12 protein-coding genes, 6 tRNA genes and 1 rRNA gene are annotated in these 18,329 nt (G+C 47.1%); 13 read left to right on the top strand and 6 right to left on the bottom strand.

Translation table 11 applies throughout. From position 1 onward, the window contains the following. Positions 1 to 202: 202 nt before the first annotated feature. Positions 203 to 318, top strand: a 5S ribosomal RNA gene (rrf, locus tag C9I89_RS12070). Positions 319 to 349: 31 nt separating this feature from the next. Further along, a tRNA-Asp gene (locus tag C9I89_RS12065) sits at positions 350 to 426 on the top strand. Between the two features lie 70 nt (positions 427 to 496). Here the strand turns inward: C9I89_RS12065 and ilvY are convergent. Beyond that, positions 497 to 1,420 (bottom strand): HTH-type transcriptional activator IlvY, encoded by a 924-nt coding sequence (ilvY, locus tag C9I89_RS12060; protein ID WP_245905477.1) that lies wholly within the window; start codon positions 1,418 to 1,420, stop codon positions 497 to 499. Positions 1,421 to 1,496: 76 nt separating this feature from the next. Between ilvY and ilvC the strand changes: the two genes are divergently transcribed. Next, a complete protein-coding gene (gene ilvC, locus C9I89_RS12055) occupies positions 1,497 to 2,981 on the top strand; it encodes a ketol-acid reductoisomerase (protein WP_107283601.1) in 1,485 nt (494 codons plus the stop codon). Between the two features lie 73 nt (positions 2,982 to 3,054). Here ilvC and ubiK read toward each other — a convergent pair whose 3' ends face one another. The 4 genes from ubiK to C9I89_RS12035 form a co-directional block, all read right to left on the bottom strand. Then, positions 3,055 to 3,321, bottom strand: a complete 267-nt coding sequence (ubiK, locus tag C9I89_RS12050; protein ID WP_107283600.1) for a ubiquinone biosynthesis accessory factor UbiK — start codon at positions 3,319 to 3,321, stop codon at positions 3,055 to 3,057. 132 nt (positions 3,322 to 3,453) lie between these two features. Continuing rightward, positions 3,454 to 6,570, bottom strand: a complete 3,117-nt coding sequence (locus C9I89_RS12045; protein WP_107283599.1) for a multidrug efflux RND transporter permease subunit — start codon at positions 6,568 to 6,570, stop codon at positions 3,454 to 3,456. A gap of 12 nt (positions 6,571 to 6,582) precedes the next feature. After that, entirely contained in the window at positions 6,583 to 7,689 is a 1,107-nt protein-coding gene (locus tag C9I89_RS12040; RefSeq protein ID WP_107283598.1) for an efflux RND transporter periplasmic adaptor subunit, read from the bottom strand. 28 nt (positions 7,690 to 7,717) lie between these two features. After that, complete coding sequence (locus C9I89_RS12035) at positions 7,718 to 8,284, bottom strand: TetR/AcrR family transcriptional regulator (RefSeq protein WP_107283597.1); 567 nt, start codon at positions 8,282 to 8,284, stop codon at positions 7,718 to 7,720. A gap of 201 nt (positions 8,285 to 8,485) precedes the next feature. Between C9I89_RS12035 and rep the strand changes: the two genes are divergently transcribed. After that, positions 8,486 to 10,501, top strand: a complete 2,016-nt coding sequence (gene rep / locus C9I89_RS12030; protein WP_107283596.1) for a DNA helicase Rep — start codon at positions 8,486 to 8,488, stop codon at positions 10,499 to 10,501. Between the two features lie 224 nt (positions 10,502 to 10,725). Here rep and C9I89_RS12025 read toward each other — a convergent pair whose 3' ends face one another. Next, positions 10,726 to 11,136, bottom strand: a complete 411-nt coding sequence (locus C9I89_RS12025; RefSeq protein WP_107283595.1) for a c-type cytochrome — start codon at positions 11,134 to 11,136, stop codon at positions 10,726 to 10,728. Positions 11,137 to 11,431: 295 nt separating this feature from the next. On the opposite strand from C9I89_RS12025, the gene C9I89_RS12020 reads away from it, so the two are divergent. The 9 genes from C9I89_RS12020 (at position 11,432) to C9I89_RS11980 (ending at position 18,099) form a co-directional block, all read left to right on the top strand. After that, positions 11,432 to 11,508 (top strand) — tRNA-Arg (locus tag C9I89_RS12020). Positions 11,509 to 11,548: 40 nt separating this feature from the next. Beyond that, a tRNA-His gene (locus C9I89_RS12015) sits at positions 11,549 to 11,624 on the top strand. Positions 11,625 to 11,716: 92 nt separating this feature from the next. Further along, positions 11,717 to 11,793, top strand: a tRNA-Pro gene (locus C9I89_RS12010). Positions 11,794 to 11,802: 9 nt separating this feature from the next. Then, positions 11,803 to 11,878 (top strand) — tRNA-His (locus C9I89_RS12005). A 47-nt stretch (positions 11,879 to 11,925) separates the two neighbouring features. Next, positions 11,926 to 12,002 (top strand) — tRNA-Pro (locus C9I89_RS12000). A 638-nt stretch (positions 12,003 to 12,640) separates the two neighbouring features. Continuing rightward, complete coding sequence (locus tag C9I89_RS11995) at positions 12,641 to 14,359, top strand: dipeptide ABC transporter ATP-binding protein (RefSeq protein ID WP_107283594.1); 1,719 nt, start codon at positions 12,641 to 12,643, stop codon at positions 14,357 to 14,359. Between the two features lie 106 nt (positions 14,360 to 14,465). Next, positions 14,466 to 16,025 carry an ABC transporter substrate-binding protein gene (locus tag C9I89_RS11990; RefSeq protein ID WP_107283593.1) on the top strand — a complete coding sequence of 520 codons (1,560 nt, stop codon included), beginning with the start codon at positions 14,466 to 14,468 and terminating at the stop codon, positions 16,023 to 16,025. Positions 16,026 to 16,176: 151 nt separating this feature from the next. Then, positions 16,177 to 17,154, top strand: coding sequence for an ABC transporter permease (locus C9I89_RS11985; protein WP_107283592.1), 978 nt, complete (start codon positions 16,177 to 16,179; stop codon positions 17,152 to 17,154). Positions 17,155 to 17,157: 3 nt separating this feature from the next. Further along, positions 17,158 to 18,099 (top strand): ABC transporter permease, encoded by a 942-nt coding sequence (locus C9I89_RS11980; RefSeq protein ID WP_107283591.1) that lies wholly within the window; start codon positions 17,158 to 17,160, stop codon positions 18,097 to 18,099. Positions 18,100 to 18,329 lie beyond the last annotated feature (230 nt).

Raw genomic sequence — 18,329 nt, 5'->3', positions numbered from 1 at the left:
ACGTAGATAGGCAGGGTGTGTAAGTGCTGCGAGGCATTGAGCTAACCTGTACTAATTGCCCGTGAGGCTTAACCATACAACACCCAAGGGGTTTTAACTGGACTCCATAAGCACTTGAATGGTGTTTGAGAACGATTTGCGCGACTAGTTGGTTTTTCCAAGATTGCTATTTTCGGCTTTGGCCGGGAATAAACAGAATTTGTCTGGCGACCATAGCGCTGTGGCCCCACCTGATCCCATGCCGAACTCAGAAGTGAAACGCAGTAGCGCCGATGGTAGTGTGGGGTCTCCCCATGTGAGAGTAGGTCATCGCCAGGCGCCAAATAGCTTTATGCTGAATAGACACTGCGGAGTGGTAGTTCAGTTGGTTAGAATACCGGCCTGTCACGCCGGGGGTCGCGGGTTCGAGTCCCGTCCACTCCGCCAAAATTAAAAAGCCTCAGCAGAAATGCTGAGGCTTTTTTCGTCATATCGCGTATAAAAAATCGATCTCGAATTAAAAGAGTTGCAATAGAGCATGCAGAAGAGGCTCTTGTTCTCTGGATTGCTTACAGCATAACCCGAGGCTTAATGATTCAATCGATTCAGTTGTTAGCCGCTGTACTTTTTCTCCCATCGGGCTATTACTTATCACAACATCGGGCGCAATACCAACACCACACCCCAGTGCAACCATACTGACGATAGCCTCGTGACCAGAGATTTGCGCATAAATAACTGGTTGTATTTTCTTTGTCTTAAACCATTTGTCGGCACGCTCTCTGGCTGGCCCTGACTCAGGGAGGATAAATGGTACAGATTGCCAGTCAGGTTCGCCTGTCAGATGTTTCTGGATAGCTGGAGGCGGTATTAGTGGACTAATTACGGACAAATGAACGCGATCGAGTTCTATATAGGTTAGCTTAGTTGGTATGTTCTCAGCCTTGGCTGCAATGGCAACATCGACCTCCCCCGAAAGTACTTTATCAATGGCCTGAGCGGGATCGCCTGTAATTAATTGAATCTCTATTTGGGGGTATGTCTGGCGGAATTCATTCAGAATACCAGGAAGGTGACTATAGCTCGCAGTCACAGAGCAAAACATTTTGAGCTTCCCCTGCAGCTGTAGGCTATCTTCTTTCAAGTCCGCTTTGACTTCCAGCCAACTGTTCACAATGTCAGAAGCGACAGGTAGCAGCTTTTTAGCGGCAGACGTTAATTCCACACTTCGGTTATCCCGGATAAATAAGGTTTGGCCAACATTTTCTTCCAGTCGCTGGATAATTCGGCTAAGGGCTGACGGGCTTATATGCATCATCTTCGCTGTCTGGCTAAAGTTCTTTGAATCGCAAAGATGAAGGAATAACTGTAGGTTTTTTATATTCATCATCCATGTTGCATTTTTTGCAATGAGTTGTTGTGAATATATCACTTTGAGCAATTAAACACCTGATCTACTATCAAGTTATTCGACAAAGCATGTCGACCCAAGGATAGAATTCACGGAGTTTGTAGTTATGGCTAATTATTTCAATACCTTAAACCTACGCCAGCAGCTAGACCAACTTGGTCGTTGCCGTTTCATGGATCGTAATGAGTTTGCAACTGAAGCAGACTACCTGAAAGGCAAGAAAGTCGTGATTGTAGGATGTGGTGCGCAAGGTCTGAACCAAGGCTTGAATATGCGCGATTCTGGCTTGGATGTCGCTTATGCACTGCGTCAGGCTGCGATTGATGAACAACGCCAGTCTTACAAAAATGCCAAAGAGAATGGCTTTGAAGTAGGTAGCTACGAAGACCTGATCCCGAACGCAGATCTGGTTGTCAACCTGACTCCGGATAAACAGCATTCAAATGTGGTTGAGACGGTAATGCCACTCATGAAAGAAGGTGCTGCTTTGGGTTATTCCCATGGCTTCAACATTGTTGAAGAAGGCATGCAAATTCGTGAAGATCTGACTGTTGTGATGGTCGCACCTAAGTGCCCTGGCACAGAAGTTCGTGAAGAGTACAAGCGTGGCTTCGGTGTTCCGACGTTGATTGCTGTGCACCCTGAAAATGACCCTAAAGGTGAAGGGCAGGAGATTGCAAAAGCATGGGCTGCCGCGACGGGGGGGCACCGTGCAGGTGTACTTGAGTCATCTTTTGTCGCTGAAGTTAAATCTGATCTGATGGGTGAACAGACAATTCTTTGCGGTATGCTACAGGCAGGTTCTATTGTTTGTTACGAGAAAATGCTGGCTGATGGTATTGATGCTGGTTATGCTGGTAAACTTCTGCAGTATGGTTGGGAAACGATCACTGAAGCGCTGAAGTTTGGTGGCATCACCCACATGATGGATCGCCTGTCTAATCCAGCGAAGATCAAAGCATTTGAGCTTTCTGAAGAGCTGAAAGAACTAATGCGTCCACTGTATAACAAGCACATGGATGACATCATTTCAGGTCACTTCTCTAGTACTATGATGGCTGACTGGGCAAATGATGATGTTAATCTGCTTGGCTGGCGCGAAGAGACTGGCGCAACAGCGTTTGAGAACTATCCTGAAAGCGATGTGGAAATCTCAGAGCAAGAATACTTCGATAACGGTATTCTGATGGTTGCGATGGTTCGTGCCGGTGTTGAGCTTGCGTTTGAAGCAATGACGGCTTCTGGCATTATTGAGGAGTCGGCATACTACGAATCGCTGCACGAGCTGCCATTGATCGCGAATACGATTGCACGTAAGCGCCTGTATGAAATGAACGTAGTCATCTCAGACACTGCTGAATATGGTAACTACTTATTTGCAAACGTTGCAACACCGTTACTTCGTGAGAAGTTTATGCCAGAAGTGGATACTGATGTGATTGGTCGAGGTTTAGGTGTAGTAAGCAATCAGGTAAACAATGAAACATTGATTGTGGTTAACGATGCATTGCGTAGCCACCCGGTTGAGTGGGTTGGTCAGGAGCTGCGCGGCTACATGACAGATATGAAACGTATTGCTGTAGGTGATTAATCACTGCTGACACGCTCGTATAAAAAACCCGGCGATTGCCGGGTTTTTTGCTAAGCACGGTGCATAAGAAGTCTTATTCTTCGCCCTTTGGTGTACCTGCGAGCTTTGCTTCCAGCTCGGCCATTTTCTTTTCTAACTCAGTTAATTTCTGGCGCGTACGTAGCAGAACCTGAGTTTGCACATCAAATTCCTCACGATTAACCATATCCAGTTTACCAAGTTGTGCCTGAATAACCTGACGAACTTTCTGTTCTACATCATTACCCAGCTCTTTGACTGGCTCTGGCATAGCATCCTGGATCTGTTTCGCAATCTGTTCTAGCTTTTTTGGATCGAACATAGCTTCTGTTAACTCCGTAGCGGCTTTTCATCTGTTGTCGTCATTCTATGCAATCATCGCAGGGTTGTCGTTGGTGAATGATAAAAATTAAAGAGGCCGCACAAAGGCGGCCTCTTTAATTAGCTATTTGACTTAATAGTCATGAGCTTTCAGCGCATTTCGTGCTTCATCTGCACGCTTGAGCTTTTCCAGATCTTTGTCTTCCATAAAAATAGGCAGAGGCTTATGAATACTTGCCAGGTAAGTGTAAATGACCGGCAGTACAAACAAGGTAAAGACGGTACCAATTGCCAGACCAGCAACGATAACAATACCGATACTGAAGCGTTGCGCAGCACCTGCACCTGTTGCATATAGTAGTGGGATAAGGCCCGCAATCATCGCCGCAGTGGTCATCAGAATTGGGCGCAGACGAACCTTCGCTGCTTCCATAACTGCTGCCATGCGATCTTTATTGTGGAGAAGCTGTTCTTCTTTGGCGACCTCACAGATAAGGATACCGTGCTTGGTGATCAAACCAATCAGGGTGATCAGACCTACCTGAGAGTAAATATTCATCGAAGCGGCACCCCATGCAAGGGCTATCAGTGCCCCACAAATTGCCAGCGGTACAGAGACCAGGATAACTAATGGGTCGCGCAGTGATTCAAATTGAATCGCTAGTACTAAGAAGATAATAGCGAGTGCTAACGCAAACGTCATGAACAGTGCGTTACCTTCAGTGACAAACTGTCGAGCTTCACCCATGAAGTCGTACTGATAACCTGAAGGCAATTTACCGACGGCATCAGTCTGGAACCAGTTAATTGCATCACCCATTGCCGTACCTGGCGCAGGAACCGCACCGATAGTTGCTGAGTTCAACTGGTTGAAGTGGGGTAGTGAACGCGGTTCAGCCACCACATCAATGGTGATTAAGCTACCGAGAGGAATTGCTTTACCATCAGCGGCACGTACGTAGTAACCTTTAATGGATTCCGGATTCAGGCGATATTTACGCTCAACCTGCGGGATCACTTCATAAGAACGGCCATTCAAGTCGATACGGTTAACATAACCATCGGCCATCATGGTACTTAATGTGATACCAATATCTTGCATGGTCACACCATAAGCACCGGCTTTATCTTTATCGATGTTGATCTTCATGGTTGCCGAGTCGTAGTTCAAATCAAGATCTGAATAAACGAACATCGGGCTTGTTTTTACATCAGCCAGAATATCCATGGTGACCTGGAACAGGCTCTCAAAGCTATTAGGCGTTGTAATCACGAACTGAATCGGCAGGCCTGAACCGGCACCTGGTAGTTCTGGCATCTGGAATGCCGTTACTGACATTTCAGGCACATCCTTAACCAAGCCAGTGACACGCTTCACTACTTCGGCCTGACTCGCCTCACGCTCACTCCACGGCACCATTGAAGCAATACCAAAAGCCTGATTCGAGTTAGGAACACCAGAGAAGACCTGTGCATAGGCAACTTCTGGTTGCTCGGTCAATATTTCATTGACCTTATCCATGGTGTTTTCAATGTAGTCTAAGTTGGCATTGGATGGGGCGGTACCCATCATCATCAATACGCCTTTATCTTCTGATGGCGCGAGTTCACTTGGAATGAACTTAAACAGCAGAGGAAGAGTGGACAGTACGATGAATGCAAACACAATCACAACCGGGCGCATTTTCATCACGCCACCAAGCATGCGCTCGTAGCGGTTAGTCATACGATCCAGGAAGTTGTGTACCGTGCTTTCGAATTTGCTTGGTTTTTCATTTGCTTTAAGCATCATCGCACACATCATTGGTGACAATGTCAGTGCGATGATACCTGATACGAAAACCGCACCGGCGAGGGTTAAAGCAAACTCTTTAAATAATGAACCGGTAATACCACCCATCATGGCAATCGGTGCATAAACTGCACCCAGCGTCAGGGTCATCGCAATGACCGGTACCGCAATTTCACGGGTACCAATGATAGCTGCCCTAAAAGGTGATTCACCAAGCTTGATATGACGGTCAACATTTTCCAGAACAACGATAGCATCATCGACCACCAGGCCGATAGCCAAGACCATTGCCAGCAAGGTCATTAAGTTCCAAGAGAAACCAAACATCTGCATGACCAGAGCCACACCGATCAGTGATAGCGGGATAGTAATGATTGGAATGATAACGGCACGGAAAGAACCGAGGAACAGAGTAATAACAACCAATACGATGAGCGCGGCTTCAGCGATCGTTTTAATAACTTCGTTGATAGACTCATTGATCGCGATAGTGGAATCATACATCACGTTCATTTTGATGTTATCAGGCATATTACGCTTCAAATCAGGTAATAGTTCTAATATATCAGCTGCAATGTTAATTGGGTTGGCACTTGGAGCTGCGTTTATCGCAGCAACGACAGCTTCTTCACCATTGGCAGAAGCGCGGTAGACATCGTGACTTTTCTCTAGCGTGACTTTGGCGATATCACCCAGACGGATCACCTGACCGTCTTTGGTTGATACCACCAGTTTCGCCAGCTCATCAGTATTACTGACCTGAGTATCGGCAGTGCCGTTATAGAGGACAAATTCACCGGTAGCCTGACCCGTAGCAGACTGATAGTTATTGGCGTTTAATACCCCCATAACATCGGTTGCCGTCAGGTTGTAAGCGGCCATTTTTGCCGGATCAAGCCATACGCGCAAGGCGTATTTCATACCACCATACAGATCGACCTTCGATACACCATTAACGGTAAAGAACTGCGGGTTAATAACTCGTTCCAGGTAATCGGTGATTTGGCTAGAAGCGAGTTCATCGCTGGTAAAACCAATGTACATAACGGCGGTGGTTGAACCGGTCGACATGGTTACCGTTGGATCTTCAGATTCCTTAGGTAACTGCGAACGTACCGAGTTGGTCTTGGCCAGAATATCAGCCAATGCCGCATTCGGATCGGTATTCAGCATCATCGTCACTGTAATCGTGGATTTACCCAGCACCGATGAGGAGGTCATATAGTCGATATTATCGGCTTGCGCGATAGCTTGTTCCAAAGGCTGAGTAATAAAGCCCTGGATAAGATCCGCACTTGCACCATAGTAACTGGTTGAAACCGTTACTACGGTATTCGTCATGTCAGGGTATTCACGTACCTGCATCTTAAAGATAGCTTGCAGGCCGAGCAGGGCAATCAAGAAGCTGATTGATACCGCAAGAACAGGACGTTTAATAAAAATATCAGTAAAACGCATTAATCCTCCGGATTACAGCATTGGTGTTTCGGCTTGAGCAAGAAGCGCATTACTTTCTACGATACGCACTTTAGCATCATTACTGAGACGAACTTGACCTGACGTGACAACCGTTTCACCGGCCTTCACACCATCAAGAATGTGGACCACATCGCCTTTACGTTCACCGGTTTTTACTACCGACTGACGTGCGCGTAAATCACCGTTTTCATCTTTACCTACCAGGTAGACGTTATCGCCATATAAGGTAAAGGTGATCGCTGTTTGTGGCAGAATTATTTGATTTTCCAGCGTTGGCAGAATGATGTGAGCACGGGCAAACATACCGCTGCGAAGTTGACCTTCGTTGTTTGGAATATCGGCTTGTACCTGGATCAGACCACTTTGATAGTTTACCGCGGGTTCAATCGCGCTGATTTTGCCGCTAAAGGGGGTTTCCGGATAGGCATCGACAAGAATCTCGATGTCCTGTCCCAGGCGGATATCAGAGATATCTGTTTGTGGCACAGTAAAGCGCAGTTTCATCAGTGTGGTATCTTCCAGGCGAACAACATCGGCACCCGGCTGGATATACTGGCCTAGGAAGACATTACGCAGGCCCACAACACCATCGAATGGTGCGTTGATATGACGGCGGTCAATGGTCGCTTTCAGGCTTTCAATATCGGCCTGAAGCGAGAAATAAGACGCTTCGGCATCATCAAAGGCTTCTTTTGAAATAGATCCTTTCTTATACAAACCCTGATAGCGGATATATTTTGCTTTTGCGGCCGGCAGACGAGCCTGAGTACTTTTCAGGTTTGCCATTTCAACATCTGAATCAAGCGCAACAAGTTGTTGATCTTTCTTCACCGTTGCACCAGATTCAAAGTCGATGCTATTGATCACACCTGATGCTTCTGTACTGATGGTGACACCCTGATTAGGTTCGATAAAGCCTATGGCTTCGATCGCGGGAACCCAGTTACCCGCTTTGGCATCCAAAACGGTGACTGGGAACTCAGGCTCAGGCATATTGGCCATGTATTCTGCTATTCCTCGTTGCTTGATCAGGTTCCAACCAATCACGCTACCAAACAGTAGTAGCGCAAGAAGTAGCATCACTATCCATTTTTTCATTTTATGGTGTGCTCCGGTATTGCTAATGTTAATGCTGAAGTATGGCGTCCCAAGAGGCATCGATGGCGGCTTCGAGAGCCTCATCACTGACCTTGAAAACACCGTTCACATGTTTGCGAGCCAGGCAACAGCTTGGCTCAAGGCTTAATACACTGAGAATTTCATTGTCGAGGTTTTTAAACAGGCCGCAGGCTTTACCTTCATCGAATAACTGGTCAACTTTGACAAACAGCTGTTTCTCCAGCAGACGCTGTTCATGGCTGTCACGTCGGGGCAAATTGTCAAATTGTCCGCGGTTTATCAGCGGTGCGTCACCTCTGGTCGCCATTTCCCAAATATTCAGGCACATGGTGTGAAACCGTTGTTTTAGCGGCATATCATCAGACACATTCTGGCTCAGTTTGATTGCTACGTAGCCCAAAATATGGTCATGAAGTTGATAGAGCAGATCGTCTTTATCTTCAAAGTACCGATAAATGGTACCCGCTGCGACCCCGGCTTCTTTGGCGACCATTTGCATGGATAAGCCGTGAAATCCGTATTCCGCAAGGAGCTTTTCTGTTGCCTGTAATATGCGCTCTTTTTTATCACTCATGGGCTTAAAATTTTGTAAATAAAAGTGGTGAATGAATGTTCATTCATTATTTTAAGATGCAAAAATAATTGTGCAAGTGTTTTCTTATGATTGCTATTGTCTGGAATGGATAAGCCATCCGGTTTGATAGACAAGCCACAAGAACCCGTTACAATGCGCCTGCTGATGCGAAAATGATCAAATACGAAACAGGATAAGCTGATGAAACTGAACCCAAGGCAAACAGAAGCGGTGAAAAACGTCTCAGGTCCATGTCTGGTGCTGGCCGGAGCAGGATCGGGTAAGACCCGAGTGATCACCAATAAAATTGCTTACCTGGTTCAGCATTGCGACTATAAAGCACGCAACATCGCAGCACTGACTTTCACTAATAAAGCCGCCCGCGAAATGAAGGAGCGGGTCGGGCAGACTCTTGGCCGCCAGGAATCTAAGGGGCTGATGGTTTCTACCTTTCATACCTTAGGTTTGAATATCATTCGTCGTGAATATAAAACACTTGGGTTAAAAGCCAGTTTCTCCCTGTTCGACGACCAGGATCAGATGGCATTGCTGAAAGAGCTGACCGAAGCAGAGCTTGATGGCGATAAAGATCTGCTGAAGCAATTAATGTCATCCATTTCCAACTGGAAAAATGACATGTTGTCTCCCGCAGATGCTAAAGCGCATGCCCAAAGCGAACGTGATCAGCTGTTTGCCTATTGCTATGAGATGTACCAGAGACAAATGAAAGCGTATAACGCGCTGGATTTCGACGATCTTATTTTAATGCCAGTGTTATTACTCAGAGATAACCAGGAAGTGCGTCAGCGTTGGCAGAATCGAATTCGTTACCTGCTGGTGGATGAGTATCAGGATACCAACACCAGCCAGTATATCTTTGTAAAATTACTGGTGGGTGAACGCTCGCGTTTTACCGTGGTCGGCGATGATGATCAGTCTATTTACTCCTGGCGTGGGGCGCAGCCTGAAAACCTTGGCTTATTGCAGAAAGATTTCCCGAACCTGCGCGTGATCAAGCTGGAGCAAAACTATCGCTCAACCAGCCGGATCCTGCGTACCGCGAATATCTTGATCGCCAATAATCCGCACCTATTTGAGAAAGCACTTTTTTCTGAGATCCCTGACGGAGAAATGCTCAAAGTCATTACGGCTAAAAATGAAGAGCATGAAGCGGAAAAAGTAGTGGGGGAGCTGATTGCTCATCGCTTTTTGAATAACACCGCCTATAAAGATTATGCGATTTTGTACCGAGGTAATCATCAGTCGCGGCTGTTTGAAAAGGCGATGATGCAAAACCGGATCCCTTATAAAATCTCTGGCGGTACCTCTTTTTTCTCGCGCTCCGAGATTAAAGATATTATGGCTTACCTGCGTTTGCTGACCAATCTTGATGACGATAATGCCTTCCTGCGTATTGTGAATACCCCGCGACGTGAAATTGGTCCGGTGACATTAGAAAAGCTCGGCACCTATGCCAATATGCGAGGCAAGAGTTTGTTTGCTGCCAGTTTCGAGCTGGGCCTGGAACAACACCTGAGCGGGCGAGGGTTGGAATCCCTGCAGCGTTTTACCCGCTGGGTGGTCGAGCTGTCTGATAATGCAGAGCGGGGTGATACGGTTGCTGCAGTACGACAGCTAGTTCGTGATATTAATTATGAGGACTGGTTGTACGAAAGCTCACCGAGCCCGAAGGCGGCGGAGATGCGGATGAAGAACGTCTCCGATCTCTATAGCTGGATTACCGCGGATCTGGAAGGTGATAACTATGATCAGGAAGTTAAGACGCTCAAAGAAGTGGTGCAGCGGCTGACACTTCGCGACATGATGGAGCGGGGTGAAGATGATGACGATGCTGATCAGGTGCAGTTGATGACCCTGCATGCATCAAAAGGTCTGGAATTTCCTTATGTTTATCTTATTGGGGCTGAAGAAGGTATTTTGCCGCATCAGACCAGCATTGATGAAGATAATGTCGAGGAAGAGCGCCGCTTAGCCTACGTCGGGATCACCCGGGCCCAGAAAGAGCTGACCTTTACCTTGTGCAAAGAGCGTCGCCAGTACGGTGAATTGATCAAACCGGAACCGAGCCGTTTCCTATATGAATTGCCTCAAGATGATCTGGCGTGGGATGTTGATAAACGCCCGGTGACTCAGCAGGAAAGAATGCAGAAAGGTCAGTCTCATATTGCCAATATTCGGGCGATGCTTAAGAAATAGGTTGGTAGGTACGAGTTCTTGGTTCCTAGGAAAAGCGGGTAGAGCGGTGTTGTGGCCCTAAGGATTTATGGCATCGCTTAGTTTTGGCCGCCGTCGATCAGGAAAGCAAAAAAGGGTTGGTGCGCCGGCATCAACCCTTTATTTTTTCTAGTTTCTAGTTTCTAGTTTCTAGTTTCTAGTTTCTAGTTTCTAGTTTCTAGTTTCTAGTTTCTAGTTTCTAGTTCTTACAGCCCTTCAATCATGAGATTGATAGCAGCGACGATTTCATCATCGCTACAGTCCATACAAGAGCCTTTTGCTGGCATGGCATTAAAGCCATTAATAGCATGATCAGTCAGCACATCCAGGCCTTGGGCAAGGCGTGGGCTCCAGTCATTCCCATCACCTTTCTTCGGTGCGTTCATTACCCCAGTGCCATGGCAGGCGACACAGAAGGTGCCATACACGGCATCGCCCGATCGAGGGCCTGAAGCCGCTGCGGTTTGTTCAGTAGCAGCACCTTCTAAATAAACCGCACCGACAGGTTTGATCCGTTCTGCGATAGCTTCGTCTGACATATCTGCAGCCACTGCAGATCCGGCAAAGGTTAATGCAGCTAAAGTGGCCACCATTAGTTGTCGAAGAGAAAATTCCATTGAGCTCACCTTACACTTCCAGATTATTTATGTGCGATTGCCACAGTCTTCTTATGTGAATTGTTGTTTGTTGTACTTGTTGAGACAAGGCAGTGATTATTTACAGAATGTTTAAAATGTAAAAACCAAGTGAGTATATCTGCTAAATTTGCCGTGATAAACATGGTGGCCGTGTTTGTATGATGCGAATCAATACTTATTTGTTCATATTTAAAGCGAACGATAAAAAAAAGAAAAAAAAGACTAGACGAGGGGCGGCGTGATCCGTAATATTCACCTCCGCCGATAGGGCAAGGCGCCCGTAGCTCAGCTGGATAGAGCGTTGGCCTCCGGAGCCAAAGGTCGAAGGTTCGAATCCTTTCGGGCGCACCAATCCGGTTTATTGGCAAGAAACAAAATTAGTAAAACATTGGTGGCTATAGCTCAGTTGGTAGAGTCCCGGATTGTGATTCCGGTTGTCGCGAGTTCAAGCCTCGTTAGCCACCCCATATTTTAGAAGATTGATTTTATCATCAGTTTTCTCAGGCAAAAGCCTGGAAGTATCGACAACAAATCGTTCGATACAAGCAACAGATTTCGTCGGTGAATAGCGCAGTTTGGTAGCGCATCTGGTTTGGGACCAGAGGGTCGGGGGTTCGAATCCCTCTTCACCGACCACTTACAATGGTGGCTATAGCTCAGTTGGTAGAGTCCCGGATTGTGATTCCGGTTGTCGCGAGTTCAAGCCTCGTTAGCCACCCCATATTCAGGTAATGCACGCATTTCCTTGGCAATAAGCCTAAAACTGTTCGGTGAATAGCGCAGTTTGGTAGCGCATCTGGTTTGGGACCAGAGGGTCGGGGGTTCGAATCCCTCTTCACCGACCACATTAAGAAAGCCCCGTCGAAAGACGGGGCTTTTTTTTTGATCAAAACTCAGTGAATAGCGCAGTTTGGTCGAGCATCTCCGGCTTCTTAACCTTGATTTTTTAGCCAGCCCTCCTCTTGAGCATGTCAGCTAAGCATTTGGCCTACGACCTTGACTCCCATTAATAACTCTCATTTTCTGTAGTGGTATTCACTAACTATTCGGTTCAAAACTAGATATATATCTCACATCCCCCGCTATACTTAATGGAAATCACCATAAAGAGCCTATTTCGTGGTCGTATGTTTATGGCTTGTTAATGGGTGCTGGTTTGCCGCGTGATGTTTTATGCACTCTTTATTTCTTTTAAAGTAATAACTTATAACTCAAGCATTAGAGCTAAATGCTGCTATCATGGCGCGTGTCAGGTGAGGTCGGAGCTGATTTCATACTTGGCATGTTCGCTTCCCTTAAAAAGGATAGTGACTATTTATTCGTTGTTTTCTCTATTTTTCAGTTTTTCACTTTGTGTTGTTGATTTTCTGTGAAATTTTTGACAGATTGTTGAATGAGCAAAGGTCCAGCCATTTATGCTGGAAGCGAAAGGATTCAGTTTTTCAGACAGGGCAGAACGCTGCCAAGCAGTTGAGGTCTGGTAATGGCATTATTAGAAGTAAAAAATCTCCGTATAGAATACCCGTCACGTCACGGTACGCATGCGGCGGTAAAATCGCTGTCGTTCTCGATTGAGCGCGGTGAAATCGTCGGCGTGGTTGGTGAGTCGGGTGCGGGTAAATCCACCGTGGGAAATGCGGTGATTGATTTGCTGAGCCCTCCGGGACAAATTCCCAGCGGTGAGGTATACCTGGATGGTGAAAAAATATCGGGACTCTCGCCTGAAAAAATGCGGAAAATTCGCGGATCTAAAATCGGCTTTATCTTCCAGGATCCGATGACGTCACTTAATCCGCTTTTTACAGTTGAGCAGCAACTGACCGAAACCATCTTAACTAATCTTAAGGTGAGTAAAGCAGAAGCGTATTCCCGTGCAATAGGTCTGATGGAGCAGGTGGGGATCCCTGAACCAGAGCTGCGTATCAAACAATATCCGCATCAGTTTTCCGGTGGTATGCGTCAGCGTGTGGTTATTGCAATTGCACTGTCTGGTGAACCTGATCTGATCATTGCCGATGAGCCAACGACAGCACTGGATGTCTCGATTCAGGATCAGATCCTGACCCTGATCCGTGACCTGTGTATTAAGAAAAATGTCGGTTGTATGCTGGTGACTCACGACATGGGGGTGGTCGCCAATGTCACCGATCGCGTTGCGGTGATGTATCGTGGCGATCTGGTTGAAATCGGTACCACAGAGCAAGTACTCGGTCGTCCTAATCACCCCTATACCCAAAGCCTGATTTCAGCGGTACCGCGTTCTGATGTGAAATTAGAACGTTTCCCACTGGTGAGCTATATCGAAGAAGCACAAGAGCTGACTCAGCTGGATGTAAAAAATCACTGGCTGGGGCAAAGTGAAGATCAGCGCAGCTACACCGGTGCATTATTGCAAGTGGAAAACGTCAATCTGCGTTTTGTAACCAAAGATTCATTTTTCGAAAGCCGCCGTGAATATGTTCAAGCCTCTAACAATGTCAGCTTTGAAATCTTCGAAGGTGAAACATTCGGTTTGGTCGGTGAGTCGGGTTCGGGCAAATCGACGATTGCGCGGGTAATTGCCGGTCTGTATCCGCCAAATTCCGGGAAGGTGACTTTTGAAGGTATCGATCTGACCGCATTGAAGAGCGAAAAAGAGCGTCGTCCCTTGCGTCGTCAGATGCAGATGGTGTTCCAGAACCCATATTCTTCAATGAACCCGCGAATGAAGATCTTTGACATTATCGCCGAGCCTATCCGTTTCCATAAATTGACCGACAATGAAGCACAAACCCGTCAGATTGTGCATGATTTGCTGGATCACGTTGGATTAGGCCGTGCTGCCAGTGTGAAATATCCCCATGAATTCTCAGGTGGTCAGCGTCAGCGTATTTCGATCGCCCGTGCGCTGGCAACCCGTCCTCGCCTGCTGATTTGTGACGAACCGACATCGGCACTGGATGTATCGGTACAGGCACAAATTCTCAATCTGCTAAAAGATCTGCAGGATGAACTGAACCTTACCATGCTGTTTATCAGTCACGATCTGCCGGTTATTCGCCAGATGTGTGACCGTATCGGTGTCATGCAAATGGGAACCCTGTTGGAAGTCTCGCCTACCGAGCAACTGTTCACGGCACCTCAGCATGAGTACAGCAAGCACCTGATTTCACTAATGCCTGAATTTAAGGGCATGAGTCAGGAAGGATTGAAGTTAGCTTAACCGTTGGTCTCTGACTGGGGATGTTATCTTGGTTGGATTCAAAAAAACTAATAACAAGCAAACATAACAGCAAGGGAGCTTTCTCCCCGCATAAAGGAGCTATGCAATGAAAACCATCAAGAGCAAGCTGGCAGTCGCTTTAATCGCCGCAGGTCTGAGTTTTAGCGCAGCAGCAGCTGACATCAAAGTAGGCTACAGTGCTGACCCTGTTTCACTGGATCCGCATGAGCAACTTTCCGGTGGTACGCTGCAATTGTCCCACATGGTCTTTGATCCATTGGTACGTTTTACCCAGGATATGGATTTCGAACCACGTCTGGCACAAAGCTGGGAGCGTGTTGATGACACCACTTTCCGCTTCAAACTTCGCCAGGGCGTGAAGTTCCACTCTGGTAACACCATGAGTGCGGATGACGTCGTATGGACGTTCAATCGCCTGAAGAATTCGCCAGACTTTAAAGCGATCTTTGAACCGTATACCGAGCTGAAGAAAGTTGACGATTACACCGTCGATCTGATCTCAAGCGGCCCTTATCCGCTGGTACTGCAAACTGCTACTTATATCTTCCCAATGGATAGCAAGTTCTATAGCGGCAAAACAGAAGACGGTAAAGACAAAGCTGAGCTGGTTAAGCACGGTAACTCTTATGCTTCAACTCATCTTTCCGGTACCGGTCCGTTCATCGTGACAGAGCGTGAGCAGGGCGTAAAAGTTGAGTTTGAACGCTTCAGCGATTACTGGGATAAGGCATCGAAAGGCAACGTCGATAAGTTAACGCTGGTACCAATCAAAGAAGATGCCACCCGGGTAGCGGCACTGCTTTCCGGTGGTGTTGATATGATCCACCCTGTTGCACCGAACGATCATGAGCGTGTTCAGAGCGCAGAAGGTATCGATCTGGTGACCCTGCCTGGCACGCGTATTATTACCTTCCAGATGAACCAGAACAGTAATGAAGCGCTGAAAGACGTCCGTGTCCGTCAGGCGATTGTTCACGCCATCAACAACGAAGGCATTGTGAAGAAAATCATGAAGGGCTTTGCTACCGCTGCAGGTCAGCAGGGACCATCAGGTTATGTCGGGTATGATGAAGCACTGGTGCCGCGGTATGATTTGAAAAAAGCTAAAGCATTAATGAAAGAAGCCGGTTACGAGAAAGGCTTCAAGTTAACCATGATGGCGCCGAACAACCGTTATGTGAATGATGCCAAAGTGGCCCAGGCTGCGGCGGCAATGTTGTCGAAAATCGGTATCAAGGTGGATCTGAAAACCCTGCCAAAAGCGCAGTACTGGCCTGAGTTTGACCTGTGTTCTGCTGACATGATGATGATCGGCTGGCATTCCGATACGGAAGATTCAGCGAACTTCACTGAATTTTTGACCATGACGCGCAATGAAGAGACCGGCAAAGGCCAGTACAACTGTGGTCATTACTCAAACCCAGAAGTCGACAAACTGGTAGAAGCTTCGAACGTTGAAACCGATCCGGTGAAGCGTGCCCAGATGCTGCAGAAAGTAGAAGCGACGCTATATAACGAGGCCGCGTTTGTGCCACTACACTGGCAGAGCGAGGCATGGGGTGCTAAATCAAACGTTCATGCCGCAGACATTGTTAACCCGATGGTAATGCCATACTTCGGTGATCTTGTTGTCGACGAGAAATAATAGAGACAGACGTTAAGTCACCAAGAAAAACAGCAATAGAAAGTAATCGCAGTGCCGAAAACCGTTTTTCGGCACTGATGCCCATCTTAGCCAATTGCTACTTGCAGTGATTGAGGTGGGTATATTTTAAGGATGATAAAAGGGGCAAGGAATGTTTACGTTTCTGGTCAAGCGCCTGTTTCAGGCACTGATAGTGATGTTTGTGATCAGTCTGGTGGCATTTGCCATCCAGGATAACCTTGGCGACCCATTGCGCGAGCTGGTGGGGCAGTCTGTATCAGAAGCTGAACGTCAACAATTACGCGATGATTTAGGGCTTAACGACCCGTTTATTACCAAATACAGCCGTTTTCTCGGCAATGCCGTCCAAGGGGATTTAGGAACGTCGTATACCTTTAAACGCCCGGCAGCAGATGTGATCCTCGATAAACTGCCAGCGACCCTTGAGCTGGTTTTCGGGGCAACACTTATTATTATTGTGGTTGCTATTCCTTTGGGGGTCTATACCGCGATTCACCCCAATAGCATATTTACTAAAACCGTGATGGCCTTAAGTAGTATCGGGATCTCAATTCCGGTATTTCTGACCGCTATCATGCTGATGTATATCTTTTCCATCGAACTTGGCTGGCTGCCTTCCTTTGGCCGTGGTGAAACCCTGAACTTATTGGGCTGGAAATCTGGCTATTTCACAATCGATGGCCTTAGGCACCTTGTTCTGCCTTGTATTGCACTGTCCTCTATTATGATGCCGCTTTTTATTCGTCTGGTGCGTTCCGAAATGCTCGAAGCGTTAAGTTCTGAATACATTAAATTTGCCAGAGCCAAGGGCTTGGCAATGAACAAAATTTATTACCAACATGCACTGAAAAATACCATGTTACCGGTACTGACGGTGGGCGGGGTACAGATTGGTACCATGGTCGCCTATACCATTTTAACTGAAACCGTTTTCCAGTGGCCGGGTACCGGTTTGTTGTTCCTTGATGCGATTAACCGTGTTGATACACCGCTGATCACCGCTTATGTTATTTTCGTTGGTCTAATCTTTGTGGTAACCAACACGATCGTTGACCTGCTGTATGGCCTGGTTAACCCGACTGTAAATCTGACTGGCAAGGGAGAGTAAGTCATGAATACTACGACAGTAGCCACTCCAAGCCGTTGGGAGCGTTTTAAAAACTCTGACATCGTCTACTATTTCCTGAAAGATAAAGTCGCGATGTTCAGTTTTGCCCTCTTCCTTGCCTTTGTGACCGCCTCGGTGCTGGCACCGTTTATTGCACCGACGGATCCCTATGATTTATCGGTAATTGATATCATGGACTCTGAACTGCCACCGTCTTGGATGGAAGGCGGTGATAGCCGTTTCTTATTGGGTACCGATGATCAGGGCAGAGATATTTTCTCGACCATTTTATACGGTTCGCGTTTATCCCTGACAATCGGCTTGTTGGCCGTGGGCCTGCAGCTGATCCTCGGGGTTTCGATCGGTTTGAGTGCCGGTTACTTTGGCGGACGTATCGACAGCTTTTTAATGCGCTTTGCCGATGTGCAGCTATCATTTTCAACCATGATGGTGGCGATTATTGTCTCGGCTATCTTCCGTACCGCGTTGGGTGCTGAGATGTTTGCCCAGTATGCGGTGGTCATGCTGGTGGTGATCATCGGTATTGCCGAATGGCCGCAGTATGCGCGTACGGTGCGTGCTTCGGTACTGGCTGAGAAGAAGAAAGAGTACGTGGAAGCGGCACGGGTGATGGGCTTTAAATCAGTCCGTATTATGTTCCGTCATATCTTACCGAACTGCCTGTCGCCAATTTTGGTGATCTCTACGGTACAGGTGGCGAACGCGATTATGTCGGAAGCTGCCCTGTCATTCCTTGGCTTAGGTCTGCCGGTTGATCAGCCATCACTGGGTTCATTGATCAGCATCGGCTTCAATTATATCTTCTCCGGTTCGTGGTGGATCACTGCCTTCCCAGGGCTGGTACTGGTTACGTTAGTACTGGTGATTAACTTGCTGGGTGACTGGCTGCGTGATGTGTTTAACCCGAAGATTTATAAGGGCTAGGGCGAGTAGCAAGGTTAGAGAGGCGAGACAGGGAAAGGCGACCGGATGGTCGCCTTTTTTATTACTGGTGTTTCAGCGCGACTACAAGGGTATTGTGGGATAATTCAGTTGGACTCCTTCTGACTATTCATGTGGCAGGTTTTGTAGAGAGTTCATATAGCCAAGTTGATAATATGGGCTCGATTAAGCAGTATTGATTTAAATCTCAGATACAAAAAAGCCAGCGGTTG

It is taken from the genome of Photobacterium lipolyticum, assembly GCF_003026475.1.
GTDB classification, from domain to species: Bacteria; Pseudomonadota; Gammaproteobacteria; order Enterobacterales; family Vibrionaceae; genus Photobacterium; species Photobacterium lipolyticum.
The sequence above is the reverse complement of the archived record's forward strand: the minus strand, read 5'-3'. Positions and strand labels throughout refer to the sequence as shown.

Bases quoted from the DNA above. Each gene is read 5' to 3' on its own strand.
- ilvC (WP_107283601.1), top strand. From the start codon at position 1,497: ATGGCTAATTATTTCAATACCTTAAACCTACGCCAGCAGCTAGACCAA.
- ubiK (WP_107283600.1), bottom strand. From the start codon at position 3,321: ATGTTCGATCCAAAAAAGCTAGAACAGATTGCGAAACAGATCCAGGAT.
- C9I89_RS12045 (WP_107283599.1), bottom strand. From the start codon at position 6,570: ATGCGTTTTACTGATATTTTTATTAAACGTCCTGTTCTTGCGGTATCA.
- C9I89_RS12040 (WP_107283598.1), bottom strand. From the start codon at position 7,689: ATGAAAAAATGGATAGTGATGCTACTTCTTGCGCTACTACTGTTTGGT.
- C9I89_RS12035 (WP_107283597.1), bottom strand. From the start codon at position 8,284: ATGAGTGATAAAAAAGAGCGCATATTACAGGCAACAGAAAAGCTCCTT.
- rep (WP_107283596.1), top strand. From the start codon at position 8,486: ATGAAACTGAACCCAAGGCAAACAGAAGCGGTGAAAAACGTCTCAGGT.
- C9I89_RS12025 (WP_107283595.1), bottom strand. From the start codon at position 11,136: ATGGAATTTTCTCTTCGACAACTAATGGTGGCCACTTTAGCTGCATTA.
- C9I89_RS11995 (WP_107283594.1), top strand. From the start codon at position 12,641: ATGGCATTATTAGAAGTAAAAAATCTCCGTATAGAATACCCGTCACGT.
- C9I89_RS11990 (WP_107283593.1), top strand. From the start codon at position 14,466: ATGAAAACCATCAAGAGCAAGCTGGCAGTCGCTTTAATCGCCGCAGGT.
- C9I89_RS11985 (WP_107283592.1), top strand. From the start codon at position 16,177: ATGTTTACGTTTCTGGTCAAGCGCCTGTTTCAGGCACTGATAGTGATG.
- C9I89_RS11980 (WP_107283591.1), top strand. From the start codon at position 17,158: ATGAATACTACGACAGTAGCCACTCCAAGCCGTTGGGAGCGTTTTAAA.